The organism is Pedobacter nototheniae, assembly GCF_004335085.1.
In the GTDB taxonomy this organism is placed as follows: Bacteria; Bacteroidota; Bacteroidia; order Sphingobacteriales; family Sphingobacteriaceae; genus Pedobacter; species Pedobacter nototheniae.
The window spans coordinates 82,332-96,960 of sequence record NZ_RQRS01000012.1; the positions used below are offsets into that span (position 1 = coordinate 82,332).

Genomic DNA, 14,629 nt, shown 5'->3' on the forward strand with positions numbered 1-14,629 from the left:
ATTAAGGTTTTACACCAATTTCTTTTAAAAGGAAATCAGCTTTATCTATTTTTTGTGCTACCCATAAAACGTAACGAATATCTACACCTATAGATCGGCTGTAGCTTTCATTCCATGCATAATCGTTAATGGTAGCCTCGTAAGCTCTATCGAAGTTTACGCCAATTAATTCTCCATAAGCATTCATAATAGGAGACCCTGAGTTGCCTCCAGTGGTATCCATATTATATAAAAATGAAACAGGAACATCTTTCAAATCTTTCTTTGCAAAGTTTCCAAAGTCTTTAGCATCCCAAAGGGTTTTAATTAAATTAGGGTAACCAAACTCAGGATTTCCTGTAGCACCTTTTTCTAAAATACCTTTAATTGTAGTGTATGGCGCCATGTAAGTGGCATCTGCAGGGGAATAACCCCTTACATAACCATAAGTTAAGCGCAAGGTACTATTGGCGTCTGGAATAAAGTTTTTCTTCAAAAATTTCTCCTTAACATTTACATAATCACCCATTAATTTATTCACCACACCTTCGCGACGATCCTTTTCAGGTTTTAATTCCTGAATTTGCTTCGCTACATCTTTTTCAAAAACCAAAATGGCATCGTTGTAATCACTAATACTCTTCGGGCTTTTTAAAAGAGTATTCACTACATAGCTTTGGTCTTTTAGTTTGCTAAGTCCGAAAGCATCAGTAATAAAATCATTAACCAATGTTTCACTATTTGATCCTTTGTTGGTTATTTTGTCCGTTGCTGTAACTCTTTGGTTGGGTTTAAATTTTGAAGCATCCAATACCATGCGTTTAAATATCCTTCTATCAGCATCAATATCATAAGCTTCGTAAATTGATGCTAAGGTTGCCTTTAACTTGGGTAGGTTTTGATCAAAAAATACTTGTTTTTTATCTGCTGATTGTTCATCAAGTGCACTTTTAAAAGCGTTGATGTTTTTGGCAATATTTAATAAACTTGTTGAAGTGTAAATTTGCCCCAGCCATAAGTCACGGTTCGCATCACCATTAATCAATCTGTAAGTCTGGTCAATATCATTCATTAATGTACCGTATTTAGCTTTTAAGCTCATGTCATTATTGATAAAAGCGGCTAATGCTGCATCTTCCTGTTCTTTTTGTGCAATTAAACCAATGCCCTTTAATCCTTTTAATTTACCACGATAATTTTTTAAAACATTAGCATTTCTTTTTATTCTGGTTGCCAGTTTAAGTTCTGTTGTTTTATCTTTTTTACCAACGCTTTCCATTGTTGCGTTTTGGAAATCGTATAATTCTGAGGTATATGGCAATAAATAATCTTGTTGATACTCTATGTATGCCGCAGGGCGATGACGAAATGTACGGCCAGGATAACCCAAAATAAATACGAAATCTTCTTCCTTGGTTCCGTTAGGATTAACCTTTAAAAACTTTTTAGGTTTATAAGGAACATTCTCTTTAGCGTATTTTGCAGGTTTGCCATCTGGAGCTACATAAGCACGCATAAACGAGAAATCGCCAGTGTGGCGAGGCCAAACCCAGTTGTCAGTTTCACCGCCAAACTCACCAATGTTTCTGCTTGGTACATATACCAAACGTACATCCTGAATGGTTTTGTAACGAAATAACACGTAAGATTTGCCGATAAACATTTCAGAAACCTCTGCCTTAATGCTAGAATCTTTCTTCTCCGCATCTAAAGCAATGTTTTTCATCACCTCATTAATCAATTTTATTCTCGATGCAGGATCATCAATTTGAGCTACCGCTCCTAATACCTGGTCAGAAACATCTTCATAACTATCTGTAATTCGACAGGTTAAGCCTTTTGCCTCAATTTCACGTTCTCTTGTGTTTGCTACAAAACCATCCGTTAAATAATCATGCTCAGGCGTACTAGCCAACTGCACGGCACTAAATGCACAATGGTGATTGGTTACAATTAAACCCTCGTTAGAAATAAAAGAGCCAGTACAACCACCAACGTTTACCAAGGCATCAACCAAACTTGGTGTACCGGGATTATATATTTCATTTTGATCTATTTTTAAGCCAGCTTTTTTTAAATCAAGCTTATGTATTTCACTAAGTGGAAACATACCTTCATCTGGCGGACTATAAGCCAATTGCGTTAAGCCTAAGCAAAGTAATGAAGTAAAGATTAAGGTTTTCTTATTCATTTAGGTGTGATTTTGGTGTTTAAATGTCAAAACTAAGGATTTTAAGCTATTGTTAAAAAGTTTATTGTTGTAACGCTGTAATGTTTTAGAGATACAGTGGCGATGATAATTGGAATTTTTAACTTTGGAATATTTATAATTTTTATGGCTGAAGACTTAACGATAAACAGAGATACCACTAAAGAAGAGCAGTATAAATCATTATTGCCGCAAATAGAAGGCTTACTAACTGGCGAAACTGATTTTGTAGCGAATATGGCAAATGCTTGTGCCGCATTAAAAGAACAATTTAATTGGTTTTGGGTTGGTTTTTATTTGGTTAAACAAGATGAATTGGTTTTAGGACCATTTCAAGGGCCCGTTGCCTGTACACGTATTAAAAAAGGAAAAGGTGTTTGTGGTAGCTCATGGGCTGAAGCAAAAACACTTATTGTGCCAGATGTAGAAGCCTTTCCGGGGCATATTGCCTGTAGTTCTCTATCGCAATCAGAGATTGTTTTGCCTTTAATTAAAGATGGTGAAGTGATTGGGGTATTGGATGTGGATAGCGAACACTTAAATCATTTTGACGAAACAGATCAAGTTTATTTAGAGAAAGTTATATCTATTTTATTAAATAATTAGATTAATATAAGCCTTGAAATTAAAACCAGAATATTATTTAAATAGTGATGTCGTTGCAGTAGCAAAAGATCTTTTAGGTAAGGTACTTTACACCCAAGTTAATGGCGAAATAACCTCTGGAATTATTGTAGAAACTGAGGCTTATTTTGGTATAAAGGATAAGGCTTCACATGCATATGGGGGCCGCAGAACCAACCGTACCGAAGTAATGTTTGCCGAAGGTGGTAAAGCCTATGTTTATCTTTGCTATGGCATTCATTATTTGTTCAATGTAATTACCTCGGTTAAGGATGATCCTCATGCGGTACTAATTCGTGCTATAGAACCATTAACAGGTAAAGAAATTATAGAAGAGCGTCGTAATATGCCATTTACCAAAGCCGCTATATCTTCCGGACCAGGCTCAACTGCAAAAGCACTTGGAATTGATCTTTCCTTTAATGGTAAAGATTTAAATGGCGCTGAAATTTGGATTGAAGATCATCATATAACTTATGCAGATGAGGAAATTGCTGCCGTACCAAGAGTGGGTATAGCGTATGCAAAAGAACATGCTTTGTTGCCTTGGCGCTTTTTTGTTAAGGGTAATAAATATGTAAGCAAACCAAATAAGGTGTAGCAGGCAATTAATGCAAACATTTTTGGTTCCCTGCTGTTTTTCTTTTATATAACCTATAATATGAAAAACGAGAAAAATATATCAATCCTAAAAGAAATGGCAGAAAGTGTACGTATTTGTATGTTCACTACTTTTTCTGCAAATGATGAGTTTGGTAGCCGCCCAATGGGTACCGCTAAAATAGAAGATGATGGCAGTATTTGGTTTTATACCAATGAATATTCACCAAAATCTAAGGAAGTTTCTAAAGAAAATAATGTTTTACTTGCTTATAGCGATCCTTCAAAAAATACATATTTAACAGTAAAAGGTAAGGCAGAGCTGGTAGATGATAAGGTTCGTAAAGAGGCTTATTGGTCGCCTTTTATTAAGGCTTGGTTTCCTGATGGTATTGACGATCCAAGATTAATTTTAGTTAAAGTAACACCAGAAGAAGCTGAATATTGGGATGCTTCATCCTCAAAATTGGTTGTGTTATTTAGCACTTTAAAAGCTATAGTTACAGGTGAACAGCCTGACTTGGGCAAGCATGATACTATGAAATTTTAAATTTATTTAACTTCAAGTAAAGCAGGATTGGAAACAATACCTGCTTTTTTTGTAATATTGAAGCAATGAATTTTGAAAACAACCTGGCTTTTGCAAAAGCAATGGATGAGGCCGATGAGCTTCGTGAATTTAGATCACAATTTCTTTTTCCAAATCAAAATGGAAAACAATTTATATATCTGTGTGGTAACTCATTAGGATTACAACCTAAAGTAGCACAAGAAGTATTAAAAAGGCAATTAGATAACTGGGAAAACCATGCAGTGGAAGGTTGGTTTGAAGGAGAAACCCCTTGGATGTTTTACCACAAGGAGCTCAAAAAGTTGATGGCACCAATTGTGGGCGCTTTACCTGCAGAGGTTTGCCCGATGAATACCCTTACCGTTAATCTACATTTATTAATGGTTAGCTTTTATCAGCCAAAGGCAAATCGCTATAAAATTATTATGGAAGGCGGTGCTTTCCCATCAGATCAGTACGCAATTGAAAGTCAGGTAAGGTTTCATGGCTTTAAGCCCGAGGATTCTATTATTGAAGTTTTTTCTAGAGCAGGCGAGGAAACACTGAGAACTGAAGATATACAGGCGCAAATTAAGCTACATGGTGATGAAATAGCCCTGGTGTTGTTTGGTGGCATAAATTATTACACAGGACAATGGTTTGATATGGAAGCAATTACTAAAACAGGCCATGAGGTTGGTGCACTTGTTGGGTTCGATTTAGCCCATGCTGCCGGAAATGTACCTGTTAAATTGCACGATTGGGATATAGATTTTGCTTGTTGGTGTTCTTATAAGTATCAAAACTCAGGACCAGGCGGTATAAGTGGAATTTTTGTTCACGAAAAGCATTTCAATAATACAGATCTTAATCGCTTTGCAGGCTGGTGGGGCTATCAAGAAAACCAAAGATTTAAAATGGAAAAAGGCTTTATTCCCGAAGCTGGAGCAGATGGATGGCAAGTAAGCTGTACGCAGGTTATGCCAATGGCTCTGTATCACGCATCGTTGCAAATTTTTGAGCAAGCAGGCTTTATAAACCCTTTAAGGAACAAGAGTATCACTTTAACTAATTATCTTCAATTTATTATAAATGAAGTAAATAATGAATTAGGTTTTGAGCAATATAGAATTATTACACCAAAGAATTCTAAAGATCGTGGTGCACAATTATCCATTATTGCAAAGGAAAATGGAAAGAAAATTTTTGATGGCTTGGTTGCCAATCATATCCTTGGCGATTGGAGAGAGCCTGATGTAATTCGATTAAGCCCAATACCCCTTTACAATTCTTACGAAGATATATTTCTAACAGGAAAAGCATTGCTTGCTGTTAGTAAAACCATATTAAGCAATTAATAAACCATAACGATGATAAATTATAATCCCAAAGATTGGTCTACTTTTATCTTCCACGTTCATAAGGCAGATACTTTTAGAAAATTGTGGCCGCTTATGCTTGGTGTCGCCTTTTTCTCTGGTGCCATTGCTTATATAGAGTTACATTTTCTGCAACTCTCAAAAAGTAGTTATGTAACCAATGTAGGAATGATGCATAGCTTACTGGGTTTCGTTATTTCCATGCTCCTTGTTTTTAGAACCAATACTTCTTATGATAGATGGTGGGATGGCCGCAAGTTGCTTGGTGCGCTAACCAATGTTAGTCGTAACTTTTCGATGAAAATTAAAGCCCTTAAACTTCCTGAGGAAGATGTGAGGTTTTTTGAATACGGGATTCCTAAATATGCCTTTGCTTTGAAAGAGCACTTAAGGGAAAAGAAATACTTTGGCAAAAACAGCTTTTTAATAGAGGTTGAAAGTGGTAAGCATATTCCCAATCAGATTGCCAGTAGCATGATTTCCCGGTTGTATGAATTACTAGAAAGAAATCTTATCTCTCAGGAGCAATTGATTGTTTTAACGCAAGATATAAACCAATTTACAGATATTTGTGGAGGGTGCGAGCGTATTAAAAACACGCCAATTCCATATTCATATAGTGCATTTATTAAAAAATTTATCTTTATCTACGTCATCACATTGCCTATAGGATGGGTATTTAGTTTGGGTTATTTTTTAGTGTTAATTGTCCCCTTTATCCTCTATGTATTAGCGAGTTTGGAGCTTATAGCTGAAGAAATAGAAAATCCATTTGGAATGGATGCAAACGACTTACCTGTGGATGAAATTTGCAATAATATTGAAAAACATGTAGAGGAAATTTTAGGCTAATGATTAAAATTGCTCATCATCATTTGTATGCACACCCATTACCAGAGGGACATCGGTTTCCAATGCTTAAATATGAGCTTATTCCAGAGCAATTGCTACATGAGGGTACAATTGAAGCCGATAACCTATTCAGTCCTGAAATTGTAGCTGAAGAAATTGTATTACTAAGTCATCAAAAAGAATATTGGGAACAATTGAGAGATTTAACTCTTTCGCCAAGAGAACAAAGGAGAATTGGCTTTCCTTTAACAAAGCAGTTATTAGAAAGAGAATTGCGAATTACCCAGGGTACAATTGATGGAACAAAACATGCAATTGCAAATGGTATTGCTTTTAATGTTGCAGGTGGCACACATCATGCAGGAAGCAATTGGGGCGAGGGTTTTTGTTTGTTGAACGATCAGGCTGTTGCCGCTAACTATTTATTAAATAATGAAATAGCTAAACGTATATTAATAATAGATTTAGATGTACATCAGGGAAATGGAACCGCAGAGATCTTTACAAAAGAAAATAGAGTGTTCACTTTTTCGATGCATGGTGATAAAAATTTCCCTTTCAGAAAGGAACAATCAAGCTTGGATGTTGCTTTAAATGACTACGTTGGAGATAATGAATACCTTTTTCTGTTAGAGCGAAATCTAAAACATGTTTTTGAATTACACCAGCCAGATTTTGTTTTTTACCTATCAGGTGTTGATGTACTTGCCACCGATAAGCTTGGAAAACTCTCTTTGAGTAAGGCTGGGTGTAAAGAGCGAGATAGAATGGTTTTTAAAATGTGTATTAGTAAAAATGTACCCGTTCAGGTAAGCATGGGTGGTGGGTACTCTATTGATATTAATGATATTGTTGATGCTCATTGCAATACCTACAGGCTTGCTTTTGATTTATATAATTAAGGTATAATTGTATTAAAACCATTTAAGACATTTAAGCGCATTTAAGGCTATCGTTTTTTGCGAATTGAAACAATGGGGCATGAAGTAAAACATCATAAAATCATAATTCTATTGTTGGGTAAGATTGCTTCGTGCCTCGCAAAGACGGTAATGAGATATTATGAACCCTTGTTATAGCAATACGCTTAACACACTAACAAATCCAAACCACTATTTTTTAGTTAAGCTCTCCATCGGCATGGTCAATTATTCGGGAAGCACAAGCAAAGCCCACCCATTGCCTTAAACAGAAAAATTGCGAGCCGACAATTTATTAATAGTTGTTTGTTTTTTATTTGTATTAATGAGCTCGCAGAAATGCTCGGTTTTGGTTCTTTTTGTTGTCAAAAAGAATAAAGCCCCCGCGGCTAGCGGATAAAAGAATTGCATACAATCGTAGCATTCTATTAAAACCATTTAAGACATTTAAGAGCATTTAAGACTATCATTTTTTTGCAAACTTAAGCAAGGGCATGAAGATTATTCTATTGTTGAGTAAGATTACTTCGTGCCTCGCAAAGACGGTAACGAAATATTATGAACCGTTGTTATAGCAATACGCTTAACACACTAACAAATCCAAACCACTGTTTTTTAATTAAGCTCTCCATCGGCATGGTCAATTATTCGGGAAGCACAAGCAAAGCCCACCCACTGCCTTAAACAGAAAAATTGCGAGCCGACAATTTAGCTTCTTTTTGTTGTCAAAAAGAATAAAGCCCCCCGCGGCTAGCGGATAAAAGTATTGCATACAATCGTAGCATTCTATTAAAACCATATAAGACATTTAAGATCATTTAAGGCTATCTATTTTGCGAATTGAAACAATGGGGCGTGAAGCAAAACATCATCTTATCATACAGACTTTAATTAAAGCAATATCCTTATCTTCGCCTTCTTTTAAAAAAAATCATGCTTGAAATATTATACCAGGACGAATATCTTATTGCTATAAATAAACCGCACGGCTTATTGGTTCATCAATCATCAATAGCCAGAGATGCTACTGAATTTGCTTTGCAAATGTTACGAGATCAGGTTGGCAAGCATGTAAGCCCAGTACATAGGCTTGATCGTAAAACCGGAGGCATCTTACTATTTGCTTTTGATAAGGAAAGTGAAAAATCTATGCATCAGCAATTTATGACAGCAGAGGTGGAAAAGAAATACCTTGCTATTTTACGTGGCTTTACACCGGATGCTTTGGATATTGATTATCCGCTGGCAAAAGAAAACGGTACCATTCAAGATGCTTTTACTTCCTTTATAACGTTGCAAAGGGCAGAAGTTAATGTTGCATTTGGCAAGCACCCAACTTCTAGATATTCTTTAGTTGAAGCGACTCCAAAAACAGGTAGAATGCATCAGTTAAGAAAACATTTTAGCCACATTTTGCATCCAATTATTGGCGATAGAACGCATGGATGCAATAAACAAAATAAGTTTTTTAAAGAACAATGGGATATGACAACCATGCTTTTACATGCATCTGAACTAAAGTTTATCCACCCGATAACAAAACAACAAATCCACCTTAAAGCCAATATTCAGGAAGAATTTAAAAGGGTAATGGATTTCATGGAACTTGATTACTCCAAAATAGTTCACTAGCTTTTAAATAAATTTATACCCATATAACACAATATTTAGCCCAAACTTTCTGTTTATATAACATCTATGATTAAATCCCTACGTCTAGTAATTCCGGTTTTAGCGCTTTTTGTAAGCGGTTGTTCTTCAGTTTATATGCCAAATGTTCCTAATACGCCAATGTTAAGTAAACAGGGCGAGTTTAGCGGAGGCGGACACATATCATTAAAAGGTAATGCCAGTATAAATGGCGCTTACGCTGTTTCCGATCATATTGGAGTTCTTTTTAGTGGCTCTGCAATGAGTAACGAACGTAGAAGCAAAGACTTTAATCATAAACTAATTGAAATTGGTGGGGGTTATTTTAACACTTTTGGACCAGATGACAACAGGATTATCGAAGTATATGGTGGCGTAGGTAAGGGTTGGAGTGATATTACCTATCGTGATTTTGAACATGATGTAGTGGTAAACACCGAAATCCAGGATGTGGATTACCGCAAAGCTTTTATACAAGTTAACTACAGCTCAAAAAAGAAGAATAACTTAAAGCTTTTCGGCACAAATTTCCCAATTAATTATGGTACAGCCCTAAGGGTTAGTCACGTAAATATGGATCGCTTCTTTATTAATGGAGTCCTTCAACCTAAAGAAGATAATGTTTTCTTTGAGCCTGTTTTCTTCACCCGTATGACGTTAAGTAAGGTTATTCAGCTTCAATATACCACAAGTAGCAATATTGGTTTAAAAAGCCGCAAATATATGTCTGCCGGAAACTCAATATTTACAATTGGTGTTGTATTTAACGTTGGCGGTAAATAATGAAACTCCAATAGGTTATTAAATAAAGAAGCGACTAAAAAGCCGCTTCTTTATTTGTGATTAGTTACTTGAAAACAGATAATTAATTGGCAGTAAATTTATTAAGAAAGGTAACAACATCCTTTGCAGGCATATAATTCCAATATTCATAAATATCACTATGACCAATACCTGGAACAAACTGTACGGTTACATTTGGATTATCTACCTGAATTAATGTTGAATTTTGAGGCACCACCAACCTATCTACCAATCCCTGCATAATATGAACCGGTACAGGCAAACTGAAATTTTTAATGTATTTACTGGTTGTAATGTTAAATTTCATGTACTGCTGCACACTACTACCTTGAACACTTAGTATAGATGCTAATATAAATTCTGCTCCATCATGATAGGTTTGATCTGGAGTAAATGCACTAGCTACAGCCAAACAGCCAGCAGTATACAAATCATAATAAGGCGCAAATAAAATAAGACCTGATGGTTGTTTGTCCTTACTTGTAATTGATGAAACTAATTGTGCCGCTATCCCAGTGCCTAATGAATGGCCCATTATAATCACTTTTTTGCTGTCGTATTTTTTTAATACATAGTTATTATATACGATTGAAATATCAGCAAAAATTTGCTCTTTGTTATCGTAAGATCCTGTTGATGCTCCATAGCTACGATAATCAATCATAAAAACATTATAGCCCAACTCTTTTAAATAGCGCTCCATAATGGCTTGTTTTTGAGAAGCGCTGGTATTTAATCCATGAAGAATAAATAGTAAACCCTTAGATTTTACTTTTGCTTTATTGTTCTTCTCATAAATTATTCCCTTTAACTCTGCACCAGCAACCGGAATAGTTACCTGCGTTTGTGTAACACTATCTGCCAACTCCGGCGAAATTTTCAATGGAAGATTAAACGTTGGTCCAGCATATTGCGGCCCATCAACTGCAATTTTCTCTATAAGCTGAATAATAGCCCCTATACCATAAGGATCTAAGGCAATAGCATCTGTTGGTGCAGTAGATGCAGAACCTATTGGGGTATTTACACCTTGAATGCGGTTATTTTGTACAGATAATTTGGTGTTGGCAAGCTTATGTTCGCTTACCACTTCGGCCAGTTTTACATAGTTGGTTTCCGAAATAGCCACTGAGCTATTATTATACTGCAAATAATGAACCCCATTGGTGGTTACTACATTTAAGCCGAAATCTGATAACTGAAATTTATCCGGCAGGGATGCAACAGCACTAGGTTTAACAATTTCTGGTGTTACAGACTGATCTTTTTTACACGCATTTAGCATGAGGGCTGTCAACAGGAATAAGGAGTACTTAGTTTTAATAAAATTTTTCATAGATGTTTTTTTATCAAAACTAACTAAAAAGATACGTGTGTATGTTAAAAATTAATTAATTGTAAAATAAATTATACTGTAGCTGTATGTAGAGGATGGTTAACTACTTAGCATAATGCTCGAAATTAATGCCTACATTTATTTGATAATTAAGTATTTATATTTTAAAATTAATAAAAAAAGAATGACATCAACATCAGAAACAGGGCACGCAAAGAACGTATCCAACTTTGAAACTTTAATCTCTTTTTGTACCGCCTACGGCGAAAGCTACAATCCAAGTAATGTTTCTTTAACGATTGATAGCCTTAACATTTTAAACAATGGGGCGCAGGAAGAACTGCAAAAAACTAAAGTAGCTAAAACCGCTACAGATACAGCTATTAATAGTAGGAGAGATGGTTTTGCAGACTTAAAAGGCTTATCAACAAAAATTGTAAATGCCTTATCGGCATCAGGAGCATCTACAAACACTATAGATGATGCAAAAGGCATTAACCGCAAACTACAAGGCACCAGGGCAGTAAAAATTGCACCTGTTAATGCAACACCGGTGGATGAAGCCGTTGTAGAATCAAAAAACATCTCAACCAGTCAGCTCAGCTACGATAATCAGATAGATAATTTTGCTAAACTGATAGAAATTCTTGCGCAAACACCAGTTTACATGCCTAATGAAAATGATTTAAAGCTGGTAACTTTACAAAGCTTGCTTACCAGCTTAAAAAAATTAAATACCGATTTTATAAACAGCGATACCAATTGGAACAATTCTTTGCTAAATCGCGATGCAATATTTTATAAACCAGAAACAGGCTTAGTGGATACCGCAATAGATGTTAAAAAATATATTAAATCAATATTTGGTGCAACAACGTCTCAATTTAAACAAGTAAGTGGCTTAGATTTCAGAAATAGATAAATATTTTTAATAAGTCAGCATTCTTTATAAGCCCAAACATCCCATCCCTTATGGATGGGCTTAATTTAAACCTCCTCCTGTTTATTCTACTATAAAAACTGCGTTTGAATGGCTTTTCGCAAGTGTACCTGATAGATCAACGTCTATAATTGACAGCTGTAGATTTTTAATTTCGAACAAGGAACATCCTATATCATTTCAAGTTTCAATTCACGAATTTCTACACCCTTTATATGTAAGTTAAAGCGGTAGAAATGATCATCTGGATTTTAGCTGTATAGCAAATGAAAGAAAGTATTATAATCTATACAAGTAATGATGTTTTAAAAAGTAATTAAGTAATAATTAATTAACAATTAAAATATAATAATTAGATTATTACTGTATATTTTTAATATTATAAAATCTAAAACTAAAAACCTATGAAAACAAAGCAATTAATGAGTGTTTTATGTCTACTATTTACCCTAACAATTTTTGGTTGTAAAAAAGACAAAAGTATTTTGCCTGCCGTCACGTTAAATAACTCAAAATTACAAGCAAAAGCAAAAGCTCAATTGGATAGCATTGTGGCTACGATACCGAAATCTGTTCACTTTGATGGAGAAAAGAAGATGATGACAATAACAATGAGAGATGGATCAGTATTAACACAACCATTTGAACAAACGGCTGCATATTCACCAGGGGACGGTTCATTTAGACAATCTTCAAATGTATTTACTACGCCATCTGGTACTCAACAACCAATTGCTGGGGCCTCAATAACGTTATCGGCTGATTATACTGTACTTAACAAAATAATTTCCTATGTCTATCAAACAGAATACTTAAATAATCCTTTAACTGTAGAAGGAAGTATAAATGTAAGAAGAACACTTATTGGGGTTTCTAGAAATTATAGTATTTTTGGAAATAGAGGCATTGCTCGATGGAGCGGAGATTGCAATTACACCTTAACCACAAATACGGCCCCAATCACTTCGACTACTACACAAACTGGATGGAGTGGTACTGTAAATTTATAAATAAAGAAAAAGTATGATAATAAAAAATGAAGATTATAATATTTTGACTTATAAGGTTAATGAGCAACTATTGGATAAACAAAAAGAACTCAGTTTGTTCAATGGGACATCAAATGGTATTCAAAAGATTAGTGAAACAAAAGGAATAAGTTATGAAGTCTGGCAAAAAGATTACAGCGACAGAGATACAGGTGAATTAATTATAGAGTTTAGAGCTAAAGTTACATTTGAGTTTGAAATTGAAAATGCTGTGAAGGACTTAGAGGATCTTTGGAGTTTTTTAGATTCGAAAAATTACTCGAATATTCAATTTATAAGAAATAATACTTTTTTACATAGAATAAACGAAGAAGATCACACGATAGTGGATTTAAATTTTTCTAAAAGTCGAATTTTAAATCTTTACAAAACCTACGGATATTATTAAATTTCAGAAATTTAACATAAACAAAGGAGATCAATGTTACATTAGTCTCCTTTGTTTTACATGGAAAGTATAAAACAAAATTCTTGTTTTATACATCGAAAACTAGGTACTAAAAATCTGTATCAAGCTTTTTACCCATCTCCTTTTGTACTAAGTTAAATGTAGCTAGCAATTTTATCATTAAGAGTCTTCAACACTCTCATTCTTTGTCTCTTGCCATTTTGACGAGAATTAGCCAAATTTTTGACAGACATGCTTTGTGACTGAAAATCTGTAAATGATTTATATCTTGAAGATTGACCGTAGGTATATTGCGGCACCTCCATTTTGATTTTGTATTTTCCGTCTTTAACAATAATAGAAAGTAAAGCATTGAAGTAATATTGATCAGTACTAGGGTTTGATCCCAGTGCACTTAAAGCAGTCATATCGCTTATATCATAAAAATTATTTATACTACATATTCCTGCCTCAGAGTCGTAATTTGATGTACCTATTTTATTGTTTGTAAAAGTTTTCTGGATTGCTAGTTTAGCACGGGAAAAAAGTTCTGGTTTAGATATATTTGGCAATTCTACTACAGCTTCAACATATATTTCGTTATCTCTAAGAGGCAAGTAGTCTCCCAGCGCCACTGTATCAGCAACTTTGCTTCCGTTTCGGAATGTACTCCATGTAATTGCGTCCTGTGCATTAGCACATAGTCCTATCGATAGGATTAATAAAGATGAGAGGGTTAATTTTTTGAATTTCATAACTTTTATTTTTTAAGCTTTAAAGCTATCAATATTATAGGAGAATCATACGTAGCTTATTGCTAATTTTTTTTATTTTGAGTAATACTTGTCTCAAAAAACGAAGGATAAACGGGAAGAAGAAAATGAAAACATTGAATCCCTTTATCTACAAGATTATGTGGTTCCCTTACTAGAAGTATTGAGTATTTTACAGAGCGCAGCTAATTTTCTCCCAGTTTTTGAACATCATGTAATTGACCATCTTCCAAAACGACCTGCAGATAAACTGTTTTTTGCGGCAATCATTGGCTATGGCTGCAATATCGGAATCCCCATGTTCTCTTATATGACCAAAGGAATTCGTCCGAGCTCGCTGGAAACAACAGCACTTCACGATTTTGACCCCGGAGACACTGATCTGAGCAAATGATAAAATTAACCTGTACCACCTGGAAAGCTAATAAGACGCAATACTCAGGTTAATCTGCACCATTAAATTAGGTTATGCAAAGTCTTCAACACTGTTCAAACGATAAAACTCCTATTCCAAGCTAGCGTCGGCACAGATATAGCTAGCGTCGGCACGAGTATATCTAGCGTTGGCACGAGTAT

The 14,629-nt window shown here is 34.9% G+C and carries 15 protein-coding genes; 12 read left to right on the forward strand and 3 right to left on the reverse strand.

Annotated elements, in window-relative coordinates; all coding sequences use genetic code 11:
* Nucleotide 1: 1 nt before the first annotated feature.
* Nucleotides 2-2,170, reverse strand: a complete 2,169-nt coding sequence (locus EHC72_RS12135) for a S46 family peptidase (RefSeq protein WP_131537966.1) — start codon at nt 2,168-2,170, stop codon at nt 2-4.
* 144 nt (nt 2,171-2,314) lie between these two features.
* Between EHC72_RS12135 and EHC72_RS12140 the strand changes: the two genes are divergently transcribed.
* From EHC72_RS12140 to EHC72_RS12175, 8 genes are all read left to right on the forward strand, one after another.
* Complete coding sequence (locus EHC72_RS12140) at nt 2,315-2,794, forward strand: GAF domain-containing protein (protein ID WP_131537967.1); 480 nt, start codon at nt 2,315-2,317, stop codon at nt 2,792-2,794.
* Between the two features lie 13 nt (nt 2,795-2,807).
* Nucleotides 2,808-3,413, forward strand: a complete 606-nt coding sequence (locus EHC72_RS12145) for a DNA-3-methyladenine glycosylase (RefSeq protein ID WP_131537968.1) — start codon at nt 2,808-2,810, stop codon at nt 3,411-3,413.
* A 60-nt stretch (nt 3,414-3,473) separates the two neighbouring features.
* A complete protein-coding gene (locus EHC72_RS12150) occupies nt 3,474-3,962 on the forward strand; it encodes a pyridoxamine 5'-phosphate oxidase family protein (protein ID WP_131537969.1) in 489 nt (162 codons plus the stop codon).
* A 65-nt stretch (nt 3,963-4,027) separates the two neighbouring features.
* Nucleotides 4,028-5,320 (forward strand): kynureninase, encoded by a 1,293-nt coding sequence (gene kynU / locus EHC72_RS12155; RefSeq protein WP_170311727.1) that lies wholly within the window; start codon nt 4,028-4,030, stop codon nt 5,318-5,320.
* Between the two features lie 12 nt (nt 5,321-5,332).
* Nucleotides 5,333-6,193 (forward strand): bestrophin family protein, encoded by an 861-nt coding sequence (locus EHC72_RS12160; protein WP_131537971.1) that lies wholly within the window; start codon nt 5,333-5,335, stop codon nt 6,191-6,193.
* The gene (locus EHC72_RS12165) at nt 6,193-7,095 is read left to right on the forward strand and encodes a histone deacetylase family protein (protein WP_131537972.1); all 903 of its coding nucleotides are present in this window, start codon (nt 6,193-6,195) and stop codon (nt 7,093-7,095) included. The genes EHC72_RS12160 and EHC72_RS12165 overlap by 1 nt, the downstream gene beginning before the upstream one ends.
* Before the next feature lie 951 nt (nt 7,096-8,046).
* Nucleotides 8,047-8,745: a pseudouridine synthase gene (locus EHC72_RS12170; protein WP_131537973.1), complete on the forward strand. Its 699-nt coding sequence runs from the start codon at nt 8,047-8,049 to the stop codon at nt 8,743-8,745.
* A 66-nt stretch (nt 8,746-8,811) separates the two neighbouring features.
* Entirely contained in the window at nt 8,812-9,546 is a 735-nt protein-coding gene (locus EHC72_RS12175) for a hypothetical protein (protein WP_131537974.1), read from the forward strand.
* An 82-nt stretch (nt 9,547-9,628) separates the two neighbouring features.
* On the opposite strand, the gene EHC72_RS12180 is transcribed toward EHC72_RS12175, so the two are convergent.
* Entirely contained in the window at nt 9,629-10,903 is a 1,275-nt protein-coding gene (locus EHC72_RS12180) for an alpha/beta hydrolase (protein ID WP_131537975.1), read from the reverse strand.
* 184 nt (nt 10,904-11,087) lie between these two features.
* Between EHC72_RS12180 and EHC72_RS12185 the strand changes: the two genes are divergently transcribed.
* The 3 genes from EHC72_RS12185 to EHC72_RS12195 all read left to right on the forward strand — a co-directional run bounded on the left by EHC72_RS12185 (nt 11,088) and on the right by EHC72_RS12195 (nt 13,280).
* A complete protein-coding gene (locus EHC72_RS12185; RefSeq protein WP_131537976.1) occupies nt 11,088-11,825 on the forward strand; it encodes a hypothetical protein in 738 nt (245 codons plus the stop codon).
* 422 nt (nt 11,826-12,247) lie between these two features.
* Complete coding sequence (locus EHC72_RS12190) at nt 12,248-12,853, forward strand: hypothetical protein (protein ID WP_131537977.1); 606 nt, start codon at nt 12,248-12,250, stop codon at nt 12,851-12,853.
* A 13-nt stretch (nt 12,854-12,866) separates the two neighbouring features.
* Nucleotides 12,867-13,280 carry a hypothetical protein gene (locus tag EHC72_RS12195; protein ID WP_131537978.1) on the forward strand — a complete coding sequence of 138 codons (414 nt, stop codon included), beginning with the start codon at nt 12,867-12,869 and terminating at the stop codon, nt 13,278-13,280.
* Between the two features lie 155 nt (nt 13,281-13,435).
* Here the strand turns inward: EHC72_RS12195 and EHC72_RS12200 are convergent, their stop codons facing one another.
* A complete protein-coding gene (locus EHC72_RS12200; protein ID WP_131537979.1) occupies nt 13,436-14,035 on the reverse strand; it encodes a DUF4468 domain-containing protein in 600 nt (199 codons plus the stop codon).
* 88 nt (nt 14,036-14,123) lie between these two features.
* On the opposite strand from EHC72_RS12200, the gene EHC72_RS12205 reads away from it, so the two are divergent.
* Nucleotides 14,124-14,447: a Tn3 family transposase gene (locus tag EHC72_RS12205; RefSeq protein WP_131537980.1), complete on the forward strand. Its 324-nt coding sequence runs from the start codon at nt 14,124-14,126 to the stop codon at nt 14,445-14,447.
* The last annotated feature ends 182 nt before the right edge of the window (nt 14,448-14,629 follow it).